15 protein-coding genes and 4 tRNA genes are annotated in these 22,118 nt (G+C 63.2%); all 19 read left to right on the top strand.

The features are described from left to right. Window positions 1-56 precede the first annotated feature (56 nt). The 19 genes from selD (at window position 57) to ACRX4W_RS04165 (ending at window position 22,077) form a co-directional block, all read left to right on the top strand. Complete coding sequence (gene selD / locus ACRX4W_RS04255; RefSeq protein ID WP_432299351.1) at window positions 57-1,106, top strand: selenide, water dikinase SelD; 1,050 nt, start codon at window positions 57-59, stop codon at window positions 1,104-1,106. A gap of 60 nt (window positions 1,107-1,166) precedes the next feature. Further along, window positions 1,167-1,793 carry a sulfurtransferase-like selenium metabolism protein YedF gene (gene yedF / locus ACRX4W_RS04250; RefSeq protein ID WP_117635744.1) on the top strand — a complete coding sequence of 209 codons (627 nt, stop codon included), beginning with the start codon at window positions 1,167-1,169 and terminating at the stop codon, window positions 1,791-1,793. 19 nt (window positions 1,794-1,812) lie between these two features. After that, complete coding sequence (locus ACRX4W_RS04245) at window positions 1,813-2,064, top strand: putative Se/S carrier protein (RefSeq protein WP_022095212.1); 252 nt, start codon at window positions 1,813-1,815, stop codon at window positions 2,062-2,064. Continuing rightward, entirely contained in the window at window positions 2,061-3,200 is a 1,140-nt protein-coding gene (locus tag ACRX4W_RS04240; RefSeq protein ID WP_432299349.1) for an aminotransferase class V-fold PLP-dependent enzyme, read from the top strand. Before ACRX4W_RS04245 ends, ACRX4W_RS04240 begins: the two co-directional genes overlap by 4 nt. Window positions 3,201-3,267: 67 nt before the next feature. Further along, window positions 3,268-4,626 (top strand): branched-chain amino acid transport system II carrier protein, encoded by a 1,359-nt coding sequence (brnQ, locus tag ACRX4W_RS04235; protein WP_432299347.1) that lies wholly within the window; start codon window positions 3,268-3,270, stop codon window positions 4,624-4,626. A gap of 91 nt (window positions 4,627-4,717) precedes the next feature. Further along, window positions 4,718-4,794, top strand: a tRNA-Pro gene (locus tag ACRX4W_RS04230). Window positions 4,795-4,800: 6 nt separating this feature from the next. Continuing rightward, window positions 4,801-4,874 (top strand) — tRNA-Gly (locus tag ACRX4W_RS04225). A 323-nt stretch (window positions 4,875-5,197) separates the two neighbouring features. After that, window positions 5,198-6,034, top strand: a complete 837-nt coding sequence (locus ACRX4W_RS04220) for a formate/nitrite transporter family protein (protein WP_432299345.1) — start codon at window positions 5,198-5,200, stop codon at window positions 6,032-6,034. Between the two features lie 169 nt (window positions 6,035-6,203). After that, a complete protein-coding gene (gene selA / locus ACRX4W_RS04215; RefSeq protein ID WP_432299344.1) occupies window positions 6,204-7,661 on the top strand; it encodes an L-seryl-tRNA(Sec) selenium transferase in 1,458 nt (485 codons plus the stop codon). Next, window positions 7,658-9,622: a selenocysteine-specific translation elongation factor gene (gene selB, locus ACRX4W_RS04210; RefSeq protein ID WP_432299342.1), complete on the top strand. Its 1,965-nt coding sequence runs from the start codon at window positions 7,658-7,660 to the stop codon at window positions 9,620-9,622. Before selA ends, selB begins: the two co-directional genes overlap by 4 nt. A 62-nt stretch (window positions 9,623-9,684) precedes the next feature. Continuing rightward, window positions 9,685-9,781, top strand: a tRNA-Sec gene (locus ACRX4W_RS04205). Window positions 9,782-10,044: 263 nt separating this feature from the next. After that, a complete protein-coding gene (gene gdhA, locus ACRX4W_RS04200) occupies window positions 10,045-11,400 on the top strand; it encodes an NADP-specific glutamate dehydrogenase (protein ID WP_432299340.1) in 1,356 nt (451 codons plus the stop codon). 152 nt (window positions 11,401-11,552) lie between these two features. Continuing rightward, window positions 11,553-12,455 carry an FAD binding domain-containing protein gene (locus tag ACRX4W_RS04195; RefSeq protein WP_432299338.1) on the top strand — a complete coding sequence of 301 codons (903 nt, stop codon included), beginning with the start codon at window positions 11,553-11,555 and terminating at the stop codon, window positions 12,453-12,455. Next, window positions 12,455-15,286, top strand: coding sequence for a molybdopterin-dependent oxidoreductase (locus ACRX4W_RS04190; protein WP_432299336.1), 2,832 nt, complete (start codon window positions 12,455-12,457; stop codon window positions 15,284-15,286). Before ACRX4W_RS04195 ends, ACRX4W_RS04190 begins: the two co-directional genes overlap by 1 nt. A gap of 140 nt (window positions 15,287-15,426) precedes the next feature. Further along, a tRNA-Leu gene (locus tag ACRX4W_RS04185) sits at window positions 15,427-15,510 on the top strand. Between the two features lie 87 nt (window positions 15,511-15,597). Next, entirely contained in the window at window positions 15,598-16,899 is a 1,302-nt protein-coding gene (tig, locus tag ACRX4W_RS04180) for a trigger factor (protein ID WP_432299334.1), read from the top strand. A gap of 163 nt (window positions 16,900-17,062) precedes the next feature. Further along, the gene (locus ACRX4W_RS04175) at window positions 17,063-17,683 is read left to right on the top strand and encodes an ATP-dependent Clp protease proteolytic subunit (RefSeq protein ID WP_022095182.1); all 621 of its coding nucleotides are present in this window, start codon (window positions 17,063-17,065) and stop codon (window positions 17,681-17,683) included. Window position 17,684: 1 nt separating this feature from the next. Then, window positions 17,685-19,094: an ATP-dependent Clp protease ATP-binding subunit ClpX gene (gene clpX, locus ACRX4W_RS04170; protein ID WP_368145257.1), complete on the top strand. Its 1,410-nt coding sequence runs from the start codon at window positions 17,685-17,687 to the stop codon at window positions 19,092-19,094. Window positions 19,095-19,380: 286 nt separating this feature from the next. Continuing rightward, on the top strand, window positions 19,381-22,077 hold the full coding sequence (locus tag ACRX4W_RS04165) for a valine--tRNA ligase (RefSeq protein WP_432299331.1): 2,697 nt from the start codon (window positions 19,381-19,383) through the stop codon (window positions 22,075-22,077). Window positions 22,078-22,118: the final 41 nt, after the last annotated feature.

The following is a 22,118-nucleotide window of genomic DNA, read 5'->3' as shown; positions in this document are numbered from 1 at the left end:
GCTCGCATTCATGCGTATACTGGGAGGAACTGATTGACCTATGAGAGGAGGAATCGATGGCTGACGATATCATGAAGCTCACGCAGATGACCGCCGCGAGCGGTTGAGCCGCTAAGTTGGCTCCTGGAGCCCTCGCCCAGGTCCTGGGCGACTTACCCAATGTGCATAACGACAACCTGCTCGTGGGGTTCGATACCTCCGACGATGCGAGCGTCTTCCGCGTAGGGGAGAACCTGGGGCTCGTGCAGTCCATCGACTTCTTCCCGCCGATGGTCGACGACCCGTTCCTGTTTGGCCAGATCGCCGCGGCCAACTCGCTGTCGGACATCTACGCCATGGGCGGGCGGCCGAGCCATGCCATGAACCTGCTCTGCATACCCAGTTGCCTGGGTGTTGAGGTTGCCGGCCAGATTCTGGCGGGCGGCGCCGACAAGTGCGTCGAGGCGGGCTGCTCCATCGCGGGCGGTCACACCATCAACGACGACGAGCCCAAGTACGGCCTGTCCGTGAGCGGCTTTGTCGCGCTCGACCGCATGCTCGCCAACAGCGGCGCGCGCGCTGGCGATGTCCTGTTGCTGACCAAGGCGATCGGCTCTGGCATCATCACCACGGCCATTAAGGGCGAGCTCATCGAGCAGGACGAGGCCGCAGCCATGTTTGACTCGATGCGCACCCTCAACGAGGCGCCGATTCGTCTGGCCGAGGGACTTGAGCTTCACGGCTGCACCGATGTCACGGGCTTTGGCCTGATCGGGCACGCGTGCGAGATGGCCGAGGGCTCAGGTGTGCAGATTGAGCTTGTGTCGGGGGCGGTGCCGCTCTTTGACCAGGTGCTCGACATGGCACGTCTGGGCATTATCCCCGCGGGCTCCTACCGCAACCAGGACTTCTTTGGCCCGCGTGTGACCGCCGACGAGGACCTGGAGCCGGGCATGCTCGACGCGCTGTACGATCCGCAGACGTCTGGTGGCCTGCTTATCGCGGCGCCCGCGGCGGATGTGGATGAGCTTGCGCGTCGTTTACATGCCGAGGATTGCATCGCCGCCGTTATCGGTCGCGTGTGCGAGGCGGTGCCGGGCGGTCCTGCTGTTCGCGTTGTGCATTAAAGAAAACCGTTTATGCGACCGCCTACTGTTCTGGGCGGTCCCTTTTGAAAGGATGTAGCTATGTCTACTAAGATTGAAGTCAATGCCATGGGCGATGCCTGCCCGCTGCCCGTCGTCAAGACGCTTAAGGCGCTCAAACAGCTTGACGGCGAGGGTGCCGTGGTGACCTCGGTCGATAACGAGACCGCCGTCAAGAACATCTCCAAGATGGCGCAGGAGAAGGGCTGCACGGCCTCGGTCGAGAAGGTTTCTGACGCCGAGTGGCACGTGACCGTGGCGACCTCTGGCGCCATTGCCATGGCCGATCCCGAGCAGGATGGCGCTGCCTTCTGTGATGCCAGCGCCGGCAAGGGCAGGCTCGTCATTTCCGTCTACACCGACTGCATGGGCCGTGGCGACGACGAGCTGGGCCACAAGCTCATGAAAGCGTTTATCTTTGCCGTGACGCAGCAGGAGGAGCTGCCCGCGACCATGCTGTTCTACAACGGCGGCGCCAAGCTCACCGTTGAGGGCTCGCCGGTGCTCGACGACCTGAAGGGCCTGGCCGAGCAGGGTGTCGAGATTCTCACCTGTGGTACCTGCCTCGACCACTATGGCATTAAAGACCAGCTTGCGGTGGGCGAGGTCACCAACATGTACGTGATCGTGGAGAAGATGGAGCAGGCCGTGCGCGTCGTGCGCCCGTAGCGTATTGGTTGGAGTTGCCATGAGGGAGAAGCGCCCGGCGCTTGTCATCACGTTTCCCACCACGGCGGCCGCCATGGGCTGCGAGTCCCTGTGCATCGAGCGCGGCCTTCCCGGGCGAACGATTCCCGTGCCCGGGGAGGTCGCTGCCGGCTGTGGTCTGGCGTGGAAGGCGTTGCCTGCCGATGAGGAGCTGCTGCGCGGCGAACTCGCCGCGGCGGGCGTTCCCACCGAGGGCTATACCGTGATTGATATGTGGGAGGTCGTGCGATGATCTACCTGGATAACGCGGCGACGACCATGCACAAGCCGCAGACGGTCATCGATGCCGTGACGCAGGCGATGTGCTCGCTCGGCAATGCCGGGCGCGGCGCCACGTCGGGTGCCCTCGATGCCGCTCGTACGATTCACGGTTGCCGTGCCAAGCTCGCGCGCCTTTTAGGTTGCCCGAGGGCGGACCATGTGTGCTTTACGCCCAACTCTACGGCGGCGCTCAACACCGCCATCTGTGGCGTGGTGCGCCCCGGCGACCGCGTGGTCACGACGGTGCTCGAGCACAACTCCGTGCTGCGTCCGCTCAACCGCCTGGCAGCGGAGCGGGGTGTGACCGTTGAGCATGCGGGCTGTGACGCGAACGGCGTGCTCGACTATGACGAGCTCGAGCGGCTGGTCACGCCCGGTACGCGTGCCGTGGTGGTGACGCATGCCTCTAATGTGACCGGCAACGCGGTCGACATTGCGCGCGTGGCGGCCTTGGCACATGCCGCGGGTGCGCTTGTGATCGTCGATGCCTCGCAGTCTGCCGGTACGGCGCATATCGATATGCAGGCCATGGGGCTCGACGTGGTGTGCTTTACCGGCCACAAGGGGCTCATGGGTCCGCAGGGGACCGGCGGCCTGGCCGTGGCGGAGGGCATTGACGTGGCCCCCTGGGCCATGGGCGGTACGGGCGTGCACAGCTTTGATCCGCTGCAGCCGCTTGAGTGGCCCACGCGCCTGGAGGCGGGCACGCTCAACGGCCACGGTGTCGCCGGCCTTTCTGTCGGCCTCGACTTTATCGAGGCCCAAGGTGGGGTCGAGGCGATTGCGGCGCATGAGCGAGCACTGGCGGATCGCTTTCTCGCTGGCGTGCGCGAAATCCCGGAGATCAAGCTCTACGGTGCCTTTGACCAGCCCGTGCGCTCGGCGATCGTTTCACTCAACGTGGGCGATATCGATTCGGCCGAGATTTCGGACGCGCTCATGCAAGGGTGGGGGATTGCGACGCGCCCCGGCGCCCACTGCGCTCCGCTCATGCACCGCGCGTTGGGGACCGAGCGCCAGGGTGTCGTTCGCTTCTCGTTTGGGTATTTCAACACGGACGAGGAAGTTGACGCCGCGATTGAAGCTTTGCGCGATTTAGCTTGCTAAAGCGTATATACTTGCGGGATGGGCCTTTTGCCCGTCCCGTTTTTGTTTCGACCCGAAAGGTGGTCCCATGGCCTCATCCGCGCCGCGCGGCCTGCGCTCCGACCATGTCGTTACCGTCGGTATCGCCCTGTTCTCGATGCTCTTTGGCGCCGGCAACCTTATTATTCCGCCGCTGCTGGCGCTGCAGGCAGGTTCTGCCACGCCGGTCGCCATGCTCGGCTTTCTCATTGCCGCCATCGGCCTGCCCGTCATGGGCTTTATCGCCGTGGCACTTGCCGGAACGGCGCGCGAGCTTGCCGGCCGTGTGCATCCCAAGTTCGGCGAGTTCTTTGTCGCGGCGGTGTATCTGGCTATCGGCCCGTGCCTGGCCATTCCGCGCACGAGCTCCACGGCCTTCGAGATGCTGGTGCCGCTGTTGCCCGAGGGCGTCTCGCTCGGCACGGCGCGCCTGGTGTTTGCCGTCGGCTTCTTTGTCGTCGCGTTTGCGCTCACGCTGCGCCCGGGCGTCATCACACGCGTGCTCGGCCGCATTACGGGCCCCGCGCTCATTGCGCTCATCGTGCTGGTCGTTGGTGCTGCCGTGATCTCGCCGCTGGGTCCCGCTGCCGCGCCGCAGGCCCCCTACGATGCTGGCGCTGCCGTGCAGGGCTTTCTGACTGGCTATCAGACCATGGACCTGCTCGCGTCGCTCGCCTTTGGCATCATCATCGCCGAGACTATCCACGAGCTGGGGGTTACCGATGACAAGCGCGTTGCCTTCGAGATTTCGCGCTCCGGCGTGATCGCCGGTGTGCTCATGGCCATCATCTACTGCGGCCTAGCACTTGCCGGCGCGCAGCTCGGCACCGTGATGCCCGATGCCACCAACGGTGCCGCCATCCTCGCCCGTTCCGCCTCCATGCACTTTGGTCTTGCCGGCACGGTCGTGGTCTTTGCGATCTTTTTCCTCGCCTGCATGAACGTGTGCATCGGCCTTATCAGCTGCTGCTCGCGTTACTTCTGCGAGACGTATGTGGTTAAAGGGGGAGCGGAGGCTTCCGAGGAGGCCATGCGCCGTCCCTTTGCGGTTCTCGCCTTTGTGTTCGCGACGTTTTCGTGCGTGCTCTCCAACGTGGGTCTCGACGTGATCCTCATGTTCTCGGTTCCCATGCTCAACGCCCTGTACCCCGTCGCCATCGTGCTGGTGCTTATGGGTCTGGTACACGGTTTTTGCGACGCGCATCCGCAGGTGTGGGTCTGGGTCGGCGGCGTTGTCGCTGTCCAGAGCGTGATCACCTCGGTTCGTGATGCGTTCTTTGCTGGCGCGTGGCTGCCGTTTGATGCACTGCCGCTGGCAGACATTGGAGCCGCGTGGGCGCCGGTTGCCATGGTGGCGTTTGCGATCGGCCTGCTCCACAGCCGGTTTGTCGCACATTCGAGGAGCTAGGGTATCGTCGCTTGCACAGGCGGGGAGTCTCCCCTATAATTTCCTTCGCTTTGGGACACGCAAGGTTTAGACCTTAGCTGCTCAACACCTTCGGGACGTGGCGCAGTTTGGTAGCGCGCCTGCTTTGGGAGCAGGATGTCGCAGGTTCAAATCCTGTCGTCCCGACCATATCTTGCGGGCGTAGTTCAATGGTAGAACCCCAGCCTTCCAAGCTGATGACGCGGGTTCGATTCCCGTCGCCCGCTCCATAAGAATTGTTTTAACGGCTTTGGTTTCCTTTGGGAATCAGAGCTGTTTTCGTTTACGCGCCGGGCGACGGGAATCGAACCCGTCAGGGTGCAGAGCTGAGAAAATGCGTGAGCATTTTCCAGCGCAGCACGCAAGGGCCGAAGGCCCGCAGCGAAACAAGGATTTGCGAAGCAAATCCTTGGACTTTCCGTCGCCCGCTCCAAGCTATATAATCGCAGGCCAATATGCTAATTTGGCTCGCGTTTATTTTTATACCGTCCGACCTCGCGGGGCAAATGAACCAGGAGCGTTTGTCCCAAATCGTATGAAAGTAGTGATTGCCATGGCACAGAGTAAGGCAGAATATCCCACCTCCGATTGCCTGGCGCCCGCCGCGATCGAGGCCAAGACTGAGGCCGCCGGCGTTACCAAGGCTAACCTGCCGGTCTCTAAGGCCTTTTTGCTCGCTATGTTCGCTGGTGCGTTCATCGCCTTCGGCGGCCTGTTCTTTACGGTCTTTCTGAGCGATCCCACGCTTGGCTGGGGCGCCCAGCGCTTCGTGGGCGGTCTTGCTTTTTGCCTGGGACTGGTGCTCGTGCTCATTTGCGGCGCGGAACTGTTTACCGGCAACTCGCTTATGGTCTGCGCGCTTAAGAGCAAAAAGATCACGCTCGTCCAGATGCTCAAGGCTTGGGCTATTGTGTGGATCGGCAACTTTGCCGGTGCCCTGTTGGTCGTCTTTTTGGTTTACATGGCGGCCATTTACAAGCTCAACGGCGAGGCCGTCGCCAACGCCATGGTGAGCGTCGCCGCCGGTAAGGTCACGATCGATGCCGTCACCATCTTCTTCCGTGGCATTCTGTGCAACATCTTTGTGTGCTTGGCCGTGTGGATCGGTACCGCCGGCAAGACCGTGGTCGATAAGGTCGTGGGTATTTTGCTGCCCATTGCCGCCTTTGTGGCCTGCGGTTTTGAGCACTGCGTTGCCAACATGTACTTTTTGCCCATGGGCATTTTGATGCACTCCTGCGGCTATGGAGCCGATATCGCCGGCGCCGATGCCCTTAACGCCGCCGGGCTGGCGCTCAACCTTTCCGTTGCCACGCTGGGCAATATCGTGGGTGGCGCCCTGATCGTGGCGCTGGGCTACTGGTTTATCTACGCCAACAAGCAGGCCTAACCGATCAAAAAGGGACAGGTTTATTTTGGCAGGTTTTGGACGAGGCGCTGCGCCGTCTTGTCGCGAGCTGCCATAATGGACCTGTCCCTTTTGTATGCGCGTCGCCACTTTTTGGCCGATGACGACCAAGGGGGACCTGCTTTTTATTGAATATGTCGAAAGGCTTTCCATGAGCGACTGCGAATCCATGCCTGCCGAGGTGCGCGACCGCCTGCGCTCCATTCCCGCCGTTCACGAGCTGCTGGTCGAGTGGCCGGTCATGAAGGCTGCCGGCGATGCGGGCGACACGATTGCGCGCGAGGCGATCGACGCCGAGCTCGATGCCGAGCGCGCGGCGATTCGCTCTGGCGCTCCTGCTAGGAACAAGCGCGAGCTTGCCTTGGCCATCGAGCGGCGGTGCCACCGACTGTCGCTGCCGACCCTGCGCCCTGCTGTCAACGCGACGGGCGTTGTGATTCACACCAATCTGGGTCGTGCCCCGCTCGCTCCCGCAGCGGTGCAGGCGGTGACCGATGTCGCCCGCGGCTACAGCACGCTTGAGTATGACGTCGCGACCTGTGCCCGTGGGGGTCGCAAAGAGCATGCCGCGCGTCTGCTGCGCACGCTCACGGGGGCGCAGGACGCCCTGGTTGTCAACAACAACGCCGCGGCGGTGCTGCTGGTGCTTGCCGCGCATGCGTGCGGCAAAGAGGTCATCGTGAGCCGTGGCGAGCTTGTCGAGGTGGGCGGCAGCTTCCGCATTCCCGATATCATGGCGGCTTCGGGTGCCAAGCTTGTCGAGGTGGGCTCCACCAACCGCACGCATCTGGATGATTACCGAAGCGCCATTACGCCCAATACGGCGATGATCTTGAAAGTTCATCCTTCTAACTACCGTATCGAGGGTTTCCACGAGGAGGTTTCCGCGGCGGAGCTTTCTGCGCTGGCGCATGAGCACGGGCTGTTACTGTACGAGGACCAGGGCTCGGGCGCTTTGCTTACAGATGAGGTGCTCGTCGATGCTGGGGAGAAGCCCACGTCCGCCTCGCTTTGCGCCGGCGTTGACGTCGTCTCGTGCTCGGGCGACAAGCTGCTCGGCGCCTCGCAAGCGGGCATTATTCTCGGTAGCGCCCAGGTAATCGCCGCCTGTGCCTCGCATCCGCTTATGCGCGCGCTTCGCCCCGGCAAGCTCACGCTCGCGGCGCTCGAGGCCACTTTGCGCCTGTATGTGACCGGATCCGATACAGCGCATCGGGAGATCCCGGTGCTCAACATGCTTTCCGGCGCGCCGGCTCCGCTCGAGCGTCAGGCCAAGCGCCTGCATGACCGCATGCTGCGCAAGCTTCGCGAGTCTCAGTGTGAGGAGGCGGTGGAGCTGCAGGTTGTCGAGGGCGTGTCTGCTCCGGGCGGCGGTTCGCTGCCGACCGTCGAGCTCCCAACTTTTTGCGTTGCCGTCTGTCCCGTCGATGGGCGTCTATCCGCCGATGGCCTAAAGCGCGCTATGGTACAGGAGCCCGATACGCCGGTTGTGACGCGCGTGCGGCACGACCAGGTGCTTTTTGACGTTCGCACGCTTTTGCGCGACACCGACCTTGACCTGTGTGCGTCTGCGTTGGCGGATGCCGTGCGGGCAGGTTTGCGTCGATGACCGCGCGCGAGCTTGTCGAATGTCCCGTTATCGTCGGAACGGCAGGACACGTCGACCACGGAAAGTCGGCCCTTATCGAGGCGCTGACCGGCAAAAATCCCGACCGTCTGGAGGTCGAACGGCGCCGAGGCATGACCACTGAGCTCGGCTTTGGCGAGCTCGAGCTTCCCAGCGGCAAGCTTGTCGGCCTGGTCGACGTGCCCGGGCATGCGCACTACCTGCGCGCGATGGTACAGGGTGCCACCGGCGTGGACGTTGCGTTGCTGGCGGTTTCGGCCGTTGAGGGCGTGATGCCGCAGACCCGCGAGCACGTTCGGGTTCTGAAGCTGTTGGGTGTGACGCGCATGGTCGTCGCACTCACGATGCGCGATTTGGCCGACCACGAGATTGCCGCGCTGGCGGAGCTCGATGTCGAGGCGTTTCTGGACGGGACCGTGTTTGCGGGTGCCTCTATAGTGCCGGTGTCCTCCAAGACGAGCGAGGGCCTGGACGAGCTGCTTACGACGCTCGATAACACGGTTTGTTCGTGCTGGTCGGAGCATCTGGAGGCGACCGCTGGCTCGGGCGCCGCGCCCCGTCTTCCCATCGACCGTTGCTTTAGCATCCGCGGCACCGGAACCGTCGTGACGGGTACGCTGCACGACGGTCCCGTTTCGGTTGGCGATGAGCTCGTTGCGCTGCCGTCGCAAACGCGCTGTCGCGTGCGCGGGGTGCAGGTTCACGGGGATACCCAGTGCGCGGTTCCCGGCCAGCGCGTCGCCCTGAACCTGGTGGGCGATGGCGTGGCGGGCCTCAAGCGCGGCGAGATGCTCGGCGTCGAGGGTCGCGTGGGCCAGACGCTGCGCTTTTTGATGCAACTGACATATGTGGGGCGCGATGGCGTGCGAGCCGGCGTTCTTGCTTCGGGTACACGCGTGCACGTTATGGCGGGCACGGCTGAGGTGCTCGGCCGCATTATGCTTTTAGACGACGAGCCGCCTATTGCGGTCGGCGAGACGCGTGTGGTGCAGGTGCGCCTGGAACGGCCGCTGCCGTTGCGCGCCGGCGATCATGCCGTCATTCTGTCGTATTCGCCGATTTCGCTGCTTGGCGGCGGACGCGTCCTGCTATCGCGCTGTCGCCGCGCGCGGGTCCTGTCGGCGGGGGAGCGCGCGTTGTATGCGGCGCTTGAGTCCGGAGATGTCGCGGACGGCGTACACGCGTGGCTGGCGCTGCAAACGCTGCCTGTTGCTGCTGCCGGTGTTGCCGCAGCGCTCGATCTTGTTACCGGCGAGGTCGAGATCGTTTTGCGTGGGCTTGTGGACCAGGCTGCCGTGTGCGAGCTTGCTGCGGGCGGTGCGGTGCTCTACGCAGATGCCTCGGCTCTCGATGCTGCAATGGATGTGCTGGCTGCGGCCTTGTCCTCCATGCACGCGGCGGCTCCCAAGGAGATCGGCTTTACGTCCGGTGCGGTCGCGCACGCGGCTTGGCCGGGCGCCGGTAACGATGTCGCGATGGCACTTATTGCCGAGGGCTGTGCACGTGGCGTGTGCGCCGTCGACGGTGCCGAGGTGTTCGACCCGCATTCCGCCGCCGCGGCGATACGCGTGGTGCGCGAGGCTGGCCAGCGTATCGTGGCCCTGCTGGATGAGGCCGGTCTTAATGCGCCGACGCTTCCCGAGGTGAGCGAACAGTTGCAGCTCGATCGCGACACCATGACGCGTGCACTGCGCGAGCTTTCGCTCAACCACTCGATCGTTAAGGTCGAGCGCGACGTTGCCTTGTCCGCCGCTGCCGAGGCCCATGCGCGTGAGGTTGTTGCGACGGCTATCGAGGCTGCTGGCGGCGCCGCCACCACGAGTGTGCTGCGCGAAGCCCTGGGCGTGTCGCGCAAACGAACCATTAGCATCTTGGAGCACCTGGATGCCGTGCGCTTTACAGTACTCGACAAGGAGTCCGGCGGTCTGAGATCGCTGCGTTAGCGGTTTCCGCATCGCTCTTTTCGGTTGTGGTCTGTTGGGTTTGGTAAAATACCGCCACGTTTGGGAGCGGATGGGCTCCGGTGGGCCCCGCGGTCTTCAAAACCGTTGTGAGGCGTGCAAAACGTCTTGGATGTGTTCGATTCACATCCGTTCCCGCCAACGCATCTCGCCAAAACCACCACAAAGGTGCCTGTCCCCTTTGTGGTGGTTTCGAAACGTGCGGGAAACAGCTTCGAAACACGCGATTTGCTCGCCATGCGGTCAAAAAGCTATCTACCTGCATCGTAATCAAAATGAAACATCCGCTCGTTGCCTTATTCGTAACTTTGTAGCAACAGTGCGATATTATCCATACTCGATAAAGCTCACGGCGCATGGGGCGCCGCGAACGACACCTTTCTTTTCCATCAATTGGAGGAAGCATGAGCTACACGCAGAAAGTTCTCGACGAGCTCAAGGCCCGCTATCCCGAGCAGCCTGAGTTCATCCAGGCCGCGACCGAGATCCTCGGCACCATCCAGCCGGCGCTCGACGCCCACCCCGAGTACGAGGAGGCCGCCCTGCTGGAGCGCCTCGTCGAGCCCGAGCGCATCGTCATGTTCCGTGTTCCCTGGGTCGACGACCAGGGCAAGGTTCAGGTCAACCGCGGTTACCGCGTCGAGTTCAACTCTGCCATTGGACCCTACAAGGGCGGCCTGCGCTTTAACCCGACGGTCACCCTGGGTATGCTCAAGTTCCTGGGTCTGGAGCAGATCCTCAAGAACAGCCTGACCACCCTTCCCATGGGCGGCGGCAAGGGTGGCTCCGACTTTGACCCCAAGGGCAAGTCCAACAACGAGATCATGCACTTCTGCCAGTCCTTCATGACCGAGCTCTATCGTCACATCGGTCCCAACACCGACGTTCCCGCCGGCGACCTGGGCGTTGGCGGCCGCGAGGTTGCCTACATGTTCGGTCAGTACAAGCGCCTGACCAACGAGTGGACCGGCGTCCTCACCGGCAAGGGCCTCTCCTTTGGCGGTTCGCTCGCCCGTACCGAGGCCACCGGCTACGGTCTGGTCTACTTTGTGGACGAGTACCTCAAGAGCCGCGGCGACTCCTTCGAGGGCAAGAACGTCGTCGTTCACGGTTCCGGTAACGTCGCCATCTACGCGGTCCAGAAAGTCGCCCAGCTCGGCGGCAAGGTGCTCGCCTGCTCCGACACCCATGGCTGGGTCGAGGATCCCGACGGCATCGACTACACCGTGCTCGAGCATGTCTACAACAAGAAGCGCTCTGGCCACGACAAGGGCGTCACGCTCGCTATGTACGTTGACGAGAAGCCCAACGCCGTGTGGCACGAAGGCGACGGCCGCGGCGTGTGGCAGCTGCCCTGCGATATCGCGCTGCCCTGCGCTCGCGAGAACACGCTGCTGCTCGAGGACGCCCAGGCGCTCGTCGCCAACGGCTGCAAGGTGGTCGGCGAGGGCGCGAACATGCCCACGACCATCGAGGCCACGACCTACTTCCAGGAGAACGGCGTCGCCTTTATGCCCGGTAAGGCTGCCAACGCCGGCGGCGTGCTCGTGTCCGGCCTGGAGATGAGCCAGAACGCCGAGCATCTGTCCTGGACCTTCGAGGAGGTCGACGGTAAGCTCGAGCAGCTCATGCGCGGCATGTTCCACAACGTGGACGACACCGCCAAGGAGTATGGCCAGGAGGGCAACTTCGTCATGGGTGCCAACATCGCCGGCTTCCTGAAGGTCGCCGACGCCATGCTCGCCCAGGGCGTCTGCTAAATCCTGCTCAACATAGCTCCACACAGCACCAGCTGATGCGTCTAAGGCTCTCGGCAATTCCTGCCGGGAGCCTTTTTCTATGGTGGCGAGGGCCGTGCGCCCTCGTTTGGTACACTTAGAGGTACTGGACAAGTAAAGAGATGGGGGAGAACGTGCTCAAGTTCGGTACCTACGTCCGTGTTGGAAACGCGGCCGAAGCCTATGAGCTCTTGCAGAAGAACCGCAACAACAAGATTGTGGGCGGCGGCATCTGGATGCGCCTGGGATCGCGCCGCGTGGCGACGGCGATCGACCTTTCGGCCTGCGGACTCGATCAGATCGAGGAGACCGAGACCGAGTTTCGTATCGGTGCCATGTGCACCCTGCGCCAGCTCGAGCGCCATGCCGAGCTCAACGCGCTCGTCAACAACGTATTTGAGTTTGCCGTCCACGATATCGTGGGCGTGCAGCTGCGCAATACCGCCACGGTGGGTGGCAGCATCTACGGCCGCTTTGGTTTTTCGGACGTGCTCTCGGCCTTTTTGGCGCTCGACTCGTACGTTGAGCTGACGGGTGCCGGCCGCGTGCCGCTCGCCGAGTTCGTGGATATGGGCTACGTGCGCGACGTGATCGAGCACGTCGTGGTCGTTAAGCACGATTACCGCGCAAGCTACGAGGCCGTGCGCAAGGCCGCGACCGATTTCCCCTCCTTAAACGTTACCGCCGCCTGGTGGGATAACAGCTGGCATGTCACCGTGGGCGCCCGTCCGCTGCGCGCGACCCTGCTGCAGGGCGGGGCATGTGGCCTGGTGAACGAGCAGCCTTCCGAGGACGAGCTGCGCGCCCTGGCCGCGTCCGTGCGCGCGCTGAGCTATGGCACCAGCATGTGGGGCTCGGCCGAGTACCGCCGCCGCATCTCGGCCCCGCTTGCCGTCCAGGCCGTGCGCCGTGCCGCCGGTATCGAGCTTTCGGCCGCGCTTGCCCGCGAGCTCGAGACCGTTCAGGTCCCTAAATATGCCACGGACGAGTATTCTTGCCGCCGCGTGCCCGGCGTCGATTCTAGCGAGGTGCGCTAATGGCTGCCAAACTCATCGATCTTTCCTTTACGCTCAACGGCCGTAAGGTCAAGGTTCAGATTGCCCCCGACGCCATGCTCTTTTCGCTTTTGCGCGAGCAGGGTTGCGCGTCGGTGCGCTGCGCCTGCGAGACCACCAACTGCGGCCTGTGCACGGTGTGGCTCGACGGCGATCCGGTGCTGAGCTGCTCGGTTCCCGCCGCGCGCGTCGAGGGCCGCTCCATTACCACGCTCGAGGGCCTCAAGGCCGAGTCCGAGGCGCTCGCCCGTGCGATGGCTGCCGAGGGTGCCGAGCAGTGCGGTTTTTGCGCCCCCGGCCTTATCATGAACGTGCTGGCGCTTGCCCGCGCCGCCAAGGAGGACCCGAGCCTCGTCGCCACGCGCGAGGAGCTCTCGCGCCAGCTCGCCGGCAACCTCTGTCGTTGCAGCGGCTACGAGAGCCAACTGCGCGCCATCGTCCGCTTCCTTAACGAGTCCGGCGTACAGGTGGGCTTTGAGATGCCCGAGCTGCCGGTCAACGATACCAGCTCTGACGGCGTCTCGTACAAGCAGATCACCCACAAGCAGCCCAAGAAGGACTCGAAGGCTCTGCTCGAGGGCCGTCCCGTCTACACGGGCGACATGGTGCCCGCCGGCGCGCTCATCGTCAAACTCAAGCGCAGCCCCTATGCCCGCGCCAAGATCCGCTCCATCGATACGTCGCGCGCCCTGAAGGTGCCCGGCGTCGTGGGCGTCTACACCTACGAGGACGTGCCCAAGCGCCGCTTTACCATCGCCGGTCAGAGCTATCCGCAGCCTTCGCCCTATGACCGCCTGATTCTCGAGAACCTCGTCCGTTACCAAAACGAGGAGGTGGCGATCGTCGCCGCCGAGACCGAGGAGGCCGCCGACAAGGCACTCAAGCTCATCAAGGTCGACTACGAGGTGCTTGAGCCCCTGCTCGACTTTACCCAGGCGCTCGATAATGACATCGTGGTTCATCCCGAGGGTGACGTGACCTTTATGTTCCCGCAGGGCGGCGACGTTGCTCGCAACCTGGTGTGCAGCGGTACCAGCGACTTTGGCGACTTGGATGAGGCCTTCGCCCAGAGCGACATCGTCTTTGAGCGCACCTACACCAGCCAGGCCACGCAGACCGCGCCCATGGAAACCTTCCGCGCCTTCGCGACGACCGACGCGTTCGGCCGCATCTCGGTGATCACCTCTACGCAGGTGCCCTTCCACGTGCGCCGCATGGTCGCGCAGTCGCTCGACATCCCGCAGTCGCAGGTGCAGGTTATTAAGCCGCGCATCGGCGGCGGCTTTGGCTCCAAGCAGACGGGCTGCTGCGAGATCTTCGTGGCGTTCGTCACCCAGCAGACCGGCCGTCCGAGCTATTGCTGCTACACCCGCGAGGAGACCATCACCGCGGGTAACTCGCGCCACCAGATGCAGATGACCGTCAAGCTGGGCGCCATGAACGACGGCACCATCACAGCTATCGATCTGCACACGCTGTCCAACGCCGGCGCGTACGGCGAGCACGCCACCACGACGATCGGCCTTTCGGGCCACAAGAGCCTGCCCATCTACAACCACGTGAAGGCGAGCCGCTTTAGCTGGGACGCCGTCTACACCAACACCAACCGCGGCGGCGCGTATCGCGGCTACGGTGCCACCCAGGGCCAGTTTGCCGTGGAGAGTGCCGTCAACGAGCTCGCCGACATGCTGCACATGGACCCCGCCGACCTGCGCCTTAAGAACATCGTGCGCGAGGGCGAGACCATGCCGCAGTACTACAACGAGAAGCTCAACGCCTGCGCACTCGATCGCTGCCTGCTGCGCGCGATGGACATGATCGGTTGGCGCGACAAGCCGCTGGCCGTGGACCTGGGCGACCGCGTGCGCGCCCTGGGTTGCGCGCTCACCATGCAGGGCTCGGGCATCTCCAACGTGGACATCGCCGGCATCGACATGCGCCTGGAAGAGGACGGCTTCATTACCATCGGCACCGGCGCCACCGATAACGGTATGGGCGTCGACACGATCCTGGCGCAGATTGCCGCCGAGGAGCTGGGCGTGGAGAGCTCGCTGATCGTGGTGCGCGGCGTGGACACCGACGTGTCGCCGTTCGACGCCGGCTCGTACGCGAGCTCGGGTACGTACGTGACGGGCCTGGCAGCCAAGAACGCCGCGACCGAGCTGCGCCAGAAGATTTGCGCCAAGGCCGCCCAGATGTGGGACGTGGACGCCGCCGACGTGGTCTTCGACGGCCAGTACGTGCGCCTGTCCGATGAGCGTGCCGCGCGCGAGCAGAACCGCTACCTCACGCTGCGCGACTTTGCCAACCTGTGCGTCAAGAACATCGCGGGCGGCGACGCACTGACCTCGCACGCCTCTGCCTGTCTGCCCGTTTCACCTCCGCCGTTTATGGCCGGCATTGCCGAGGTCGAGGTCGACAAGGCCACCGGCAAGGTAACCGTGGTGGACTATGCGGCGGCTGTGGACTGCGGCACCGTGATCAACGAGGCGCTCGCGCGCGTCCAGGCCGAGGGCGGCATTGCCCAGGGCATCGGCCACGCGCTCTACGAGATCGTCGAGCACGATGAGCGCGGCCGTCTGCGCACCGGCAACTTCATGAGCTACAAGCTGCCCACGCGCTTGGATATCGGTAGCATTCGCGTGGCCTTTGAGCCGAGCTACGAGCCGACGGGTCCGTTTGGCGCCAAGTCGATCGGCGAGGTCGTCATCAACACGCCGCTCGCCGCCGTGGCCTCGGCCGTGGCACACGCCACCGGACATCAGGTTCGCTCGCTGCCGATTACGCCCGAGAAGGCCCTGCTGGGGGAGTAGCGGGTCAGCGAACAAATCGTAATTGGCGGGGCGGGGCAACTCGCCCCGCCTTTTGCACTCGTGGTGAGGTCGTGAGCCTGTAAAAGGTGTGCGTGCGCTTGCCGCTCGTATCTGCTATCATTCCTAGTCTGTGCGCTCATGCGGGCGTGGCGGAATTGGTAGACGCGCCAGATTTAGGTTCTGGTGGGATTCCCGTGAAGGTTCGAGTCCTTTCGCCCGCACCAACGCACCCGCGTCGGCTTTTGCCCTCGCGACGCTTGTTGCATAAAGGTACCAGCACCTCAGATAAGCTGGGCAGTATGAGGAGGAACGTGTTGAACATCACCGCTTCTGACGTCAAGGACGCCAAGCTCACCGCTACGGTCACCATCCCGGCCGCCGACGTCGACGCCGCGATCAAGAAGGCCTACAAGGAGACCGCCAAGAAGTACCGTTTCCCGGGCTTCCGCGCCGGCAAGGCCCCCCGTCCGGTCATCGACTCCGCTCTTGGCGCCGAGGCTACCCTCGCTCAGGCCACCAACGACCTGATCGCCGCCAACGAGCCCGTCGTCCTCAACGAGCTGGACATCGTCCCCACCAAGAACGGTGACTACAAGGAGCTCGACCTCGCCAAGGATCACGAGGACTACACCTACACCGTCGAGTTCTCCCTGCGTCCTGCTGCCGAGCTCTCCTCCTTCGACGCCGTCGAGATCGAGATGCCCCCTGCGGAGGTCACCGAGTCCGAGATCAACAACCAGGTCGAGATGCTCCTCAACTACCGCGCTACCTTCGAGGACGTCGAGGGCCGCGCTGTCGAGGCTGACGACTACGTGACCGTTGACCTCAAGGCCGTTGAGAACGCCGACAACTTCGCCGCCGAGGGCCGCATGCTCATCGCCGGTAGCGACAGCAACCCCGCCGAGTTCAACGAGGCCCTGATCGGCGCCAACGTTGACGACGTCAAGACCGTCACCTGGACCGACGAGGTCGAGGAGGGCGAGGAGGCCGAGACCCACACCGTCGAGGTCACCGTCAAGGGCATCAAGGTCCGCAACACCCCCGAGCTCACCGACGAGCTCGTCAAGTCCGACTTTGGCTTCGACAGCATCGACGCCATGCGCGACGCCATCAAGATCGAGATCGAGCAGGACAAGGCTTCCCGCCTCCCGGCCGAGAAGGAGAACCGTTGCGTCTCCGCTCTCGCTGAGCGTCTGCAGCTCGACGAGATGGACGCCGACTACGAGCAGTCCGTCTTTGAGGAGCTTGGCCAGAACTTCCTGTCCAACCTCGCTGCCCGTGGCATGACCCTCGACACCTGGCTGCCCGCTTCCGGTCTGACCATGGAGCAGTTCATCGGCGACCTGCACAAGCAGGCCAACGACGTTGCCCGTGAGTCCCTGGCGCTCGACGCCCTCGCCCGTGAGCTCAAGATCGAGGTCACCGAGGACGACATTAACGCCGAGTTCGAGAAGGCCGGCGTCAAGGACGTCGAGGCTTCCAAGGCCGAGTTCATCGCCGATGGCCGCATGCCTGCCGTCCGCGAGTCCATCCGTCGCTCCAAGGCCGTCGACCACCTGGTCGAGAACGCCAAGGTGACCGAGGTCGACGAGACCGCCAAGGACGCCGAGTAATTCTCGCCACCTTGCCCACGAGCGCATGCGTGCGCCCGTGATGGGGTAAAGTTATACACCGGTTATCCGGTAGCTTCGTACGGTGCCAGCCAATGCATAGCATGCGGGCACCGTACGTTTATCTAGAACCAATTTGGTCCGCAAGAGAGAAATGGAGATGCGTATGATCGCTAAGTTCGATTCCGCCCTCGTGCCATACGTTATCGAGCAGACGCCGCGCGGCGAGCGCAGCTACGATATCTATTCGCGCCTGCTCAACGACCGCATCATTTTCTTGGGCGAGGAGATCAACTCCGTCAGCGCCAACCTGGTCGTTGCCCAGCTGCTGCATCTTGAGAGCCAAGATGCCGAGAAGGATATCTCGCTCTACATCAATTCGCCCGGTGGCGAGGTCTACTCCGGCCTGGCAATTCTAGACACCATGAACTTCATTAAGCCGCAGGTCTCCACCATCTGCGTCGGTATGGCCGCGTCTATGGCCGCCGTGCTGCTTTCGGCCGGTGCCAAGGGCAAGCGCTTCTGCCTGCCGCACTCCAAGGTCATGATTCACCAGCCCAGCGGCGGTGCTCAGGGTCAGCAGACCGAGATCGAGATCGTGGCCGAGGAGATCAAGAAGACCCGTCGCGAGCTCAACCAGATCCTGTCCGACGCCTCGGGCCAGCCCATCGAGAAGGTCCAGGCCGATACCGAGCGCGATAACTACCTGACTGCTGCCGAGGCCCTCGACTACGGCCTGATCGACCGTATCGTCACCTCGCGCGACCTCGCCGCGAAGGACGCCTAGGATGGCCGGTAACATGCAGGACAATTTCGACGAGAACGGCAACCCCATCCGCTGCTCCTTCTGCGGAAAAGAGCAGGGACAGGTCCGTCGTCTCGTAAAGGGTCCGACCAACATCTTTATCTGCGACGAGTGCGTTGCCGCCTGCTCCGAGATCTTGGAGGAGTCGCTGGCTTCGGACTTTATGGATGCTGCCCGCAATGGCAAGCTGCCGGGCTTCCTCAACGATCACGGCCAGGCTGCATCCCAGCCCGCCGTGGACCCCGAGGCCGAGGGCTTTGAGCTCGAGGACGACGCCCGTCAGGTCATTACGCACGTGCCGACGCCGCACGAGATCTATGACGAGCTTTCGGCCTATGTTATGGGCCAGGAGGACGCCAAGCGTGCCATGTCGGTTGCCGTGTACAACCATTACCGCCGCGTGATCGAGGGCGGTGCTGCGCTTTCGGCCTTTGACGACGGTTTGGACTCGCAGCTCGACGATGATATGGACGAGGTGGAGCTCGCCAAGTCCAACATTTTGCTGCTCGGTCCCACCGGTACCGGTAAGACCCTGCTCGCCCAGACGCTCGCGCGCATCCTCGAGGTGCCGTTTGCCATAGCCGACGCTACCGCGCTCACTGAGGCCGGTTATGTGGGCGAGGACGTGGAGAACATCCTGCTCAAGCTCATCAATGCCGCCGATGGCGATATTGAGCGCGCGCAGGTTGGCATTATCTACGTGGACGAGATCGACAAGATCGCCCGCAAGGCAGAGAACCTGTCCATCACCCGCGATGTCTCGGGCGAGGGCGTTCAGCAGGCACTGCTTAAGATTCTTGAGGGCACGGTGGCAAGCGTTCCGCCCACCGGCGGCCGCAAGCATCCCCAGCAGGAGCTGCTGCAGATCGATACGACCAACATCCTGTTTATCTGCGGTGGTGCCTTTGTGGGTCTGGACAAGATCATCGCCGACCGCGTGGGCAATAAGGGCGTGGGCTTTAACTCTGAGATCGCCGGCCCCACCTCGGTCGACGAGAACGACCTGCTGCGTCAGGTGCTTCCGCAGGACCTCAACGCCTTTGGCATGATCCCCGAGTTTGTGGGACGTACGCCCGTCGTCACGCAGACGCAGGCGCTCGACGAGGACGACCTGGTGTCGATTCTGACCGAGCCCAAGAACGCCGTGGTGCGCCAGTACCGCAAGATGTTCCAGCTCGAGGACGTTGAGCTTGAGTTTGAGGACGCGGCCCTGCACGAGATCGCCCGCATGGCACTTGCCCGCAAGACCGGCGCCCGCGGCCTGCGCTCCATCTGCGAGGACGTACTGCAGCAGACGATGTTCGACCTGCCCAGCGAGGAAGGCGTTGCCAAGGTCGTCGTAACCGAAGCCTCCGTAAAGGGCGAAGAGCAGCCCCAACGTATCTACGGCTAGACTTGCCTAAAACGTGCTTGCAAATAGCCTCCGACCACCCGCGGTCGGAGGCTATTTTATATATACGCAATAACCCCAACTACCTGTGTTATTCTGTGTGTTTGTTTAAGCAAAAGCGAAGTCAATTCAGACTGAAGTAATCGATACCTAAGGGGAGGAATGTAGGCCCGATTTTCGTAGATTCCGCACGAGCCGAAGAACACTTAATGTGTTCTTCGTGCGAGCCAGGACTTGACCGAGCGAAAATCGGGCCTACATTCCTCCCCGATGGGCAAGGGAGAGATATATGGAAGAAATGCCCAAGAACTACGATCCGTCGACCAACGAGCCGGCGATCCTGCAGAAGTGGCTCGATGGCGGCTACTACAAGCGCCGCGAGGGCGTGGGCGACTGCACCGTTACCATTCCGCCTCCCAACGTGACCGGCAAGCTCCACATGGGTCACGCCACCGACGACTCCATCCAGGACGCCATCATCCGTATGGCTCGCATGCGCGGCAAGTCTACGCGCTGGGTGCTCGGTACCGATCACGCCGGTATCGCCACGCAGACCAAGGTCGACAAAAAGCTCAAGAGCGAGGGCATCAGCCGCCTGGAGATTGGCCGCGACAAGTTTGTCGACGCCTGCTGGGACTGGACTCACGAGTACGGCGGCATCATCGTCGAGCAGATCAAGCGCATGGGCTGCTCCGTCGACTTCGACAACGAGCGCTTTACCATGGACGAGGACTACGCCCAGGCTGTGCGTAAGGTCTTCTGCGACTGGTACCACGATGGCCTGATCTACCGCGGCAAGCGCATCGTCAACTGGTGCCCCAACTGCACCACCGCTATCTCGGACGACGAGGCCGAGTACAAGGACGAGAAGGGCCACCTGTGGCACCTGCGCTACCCGCTGACCGAGCCGGTCAACGGCCAGGACTACATCGTCGTCGCCACCACGCGCCCCGAGACCATGCTCGGCGACACGGGCGTCGCCGTCTCCCCGAAGGATCCCGAGAAGGCCGCCTTCGTGGGTAAGACCGTCAAGCTCCCCATCGTCGACCGCGAGATTCCCATCTTTGAGGATTGGCATGTCGACGCCAACTTTGGTTCCGGTTTTGTCAAGGTCACCCCGGCCCACGACCCCAACGATTACGCCATGGGTCAGGCTCACGACCTGCCGCAGATCAATATCTTTGATGAGCACGCGGTGGTCGTCGAGGGCTACGGCGAGTTTACCGGCATGAACCGCGACGAGTGCCGCGAGGCCGTCATCAAGTGGTTTGAGGAGCACGGCCTGCTCGATCACGTCGACGAACTCGATCACTCCGTCATGCATTGCTACCGTTGCGACTCCGCGCTGGAGCCGTGGCTGTCCGAGCAGTGGTTCGTCGCCGTCGATAAGCTCAAGGGGCCGGCGCTCGACGCCGTCAACTCCGGTAAGGTCACTTTCCACCCCGCGCGCTGGACGCAGACCTACACCACCTGGATGGAGAACCTTAAGGACTGGTGCATCAGCCGCCAGCTTTGGTGGGGCCACCGCATCCCCGTGTTCTACTGCGAGGACTGCGGCTGGGAGGACGCCCTCACCGAGGACACCGACGTGTGCCCTAAGTGCGGCGGCCATCACGTGCACCAGGACGAGAACGTGCTGGACACGTGGTTTAGCTCGCAGCTGTGGACCTTCGCCACGCAGGGCTGGCCGCAAAAGCCGGAGCTGCTCGAGGGCCATCACCCCACGACGGCGCTCGTCACCGCGCGCGACATCATCGCGCTGTGGGTCGCCCGCATGGTCATGAGCTCGCTGTACTTCCTGGACGAGGTGCCGTTTAAGGACGTCGTCATCTACCCGACGATCCTGGCCAAGGACGGCAGCCGCATGTCCAAGTCCAAGGGCAACGGCGTTGACCCCATGGACCTCATCGGCATGTACGGCGCCGACGCCATGCGCTTCAACCTGCTGACGCTCTGCACCAACAACCAGGACGTCAAGTTCGACGCGAACATCGACAAGAAGACCAAGAAGCTCATCGATAGCCCGCGCACCGAGCAGGCCAAGTCGTTTGTGACCAAGATCTGGAACGCCAGCCGCTTCCTGCTTATGAACATGGAGGGCTACACGCCCGGCGAGCCCGTCGTGGAGACGCCTGCCGACGCGTGGATGTTCAGCCGCCTGGCCAAGGCCGTGAAGATGGTCACCGAGGGCATCGAGCAGTACACCTTTGGCGACATGGCCCGCGGCGTGCAGCAGTTCTTCTGGAACGAGGTCTGCGATTGGTATGTCGAGGTCACCAAGGCCCGCCTGAAGGGCGAGGGCCGTCTGCAGGCGCAGCGCAACCTGATCTTTGTGCTCGACACCTCCATTCGCCTGATGCACCCGCTCATGCCGTTTGTCACCGAGGAGATCTGGGACAACATGCCGGCGAGCGTGCTCGACCTGGACGCCGAGGGCAACGTTGACCGCGCCGAGGCGCTCATGATCGCCAAGTGGCCCGAGCCCGCCGACTACGCCAAGTACGTCGACGAGGACGCCGAGCGCGCGTTTGAGCTGTGCCGCACCGTCGTGTCTGCCGCCCGCGCCACGCGTTCGCGCTATCGCTTGAGCCCCAAGGCCGAGCTCGACGCTGTCGTGCGCGCCGGTGCCGAGGACGTCGAGAAGCTCGAGAGCCTGCGCTCCACGATTGAGCCGCTGGCCAACACGGCTTCGCTGGTTATGGGTACCGACGTCGAGAAGCCGGCTGCGAGCATTGCCGTGGTCGACAGCGGCGTCGAGGTCTTTGTGGTGCTCGAGGGCAAGGTTGACCTTTCGGCCGAGAAGGCACGCCTGGAGAAGGAGATCGCCGCGGCCCAGAAGGAGCTCGCCGGCTGCGAGAAGACCCTCGCCAACGAGGGCTTTGTGGCTAAGGCCGCGCCTGCGGTGGTCCAGAAGAAGAGGGACCGTGCAGCTGAGCTCAAGGAGATCCTGGCGGCGCTGACTGCTCAGGTTGCTGACTTCTCGTAAGGTTCACTCGGGGGCGCGTCCCGATGCTTTGCTCTCCGCTG

The organism is Collinsella aerofaciens (assembly GCF_964283865.1).
Lineage (GTDB): Bacteria > Actinomycetota > Coriobacteriia > Coriobacteriales > Coriobacteriaceae > Collinsella.
This window is presented reverse-complemented; position numbering and strand designations above follow the sequence as displayed.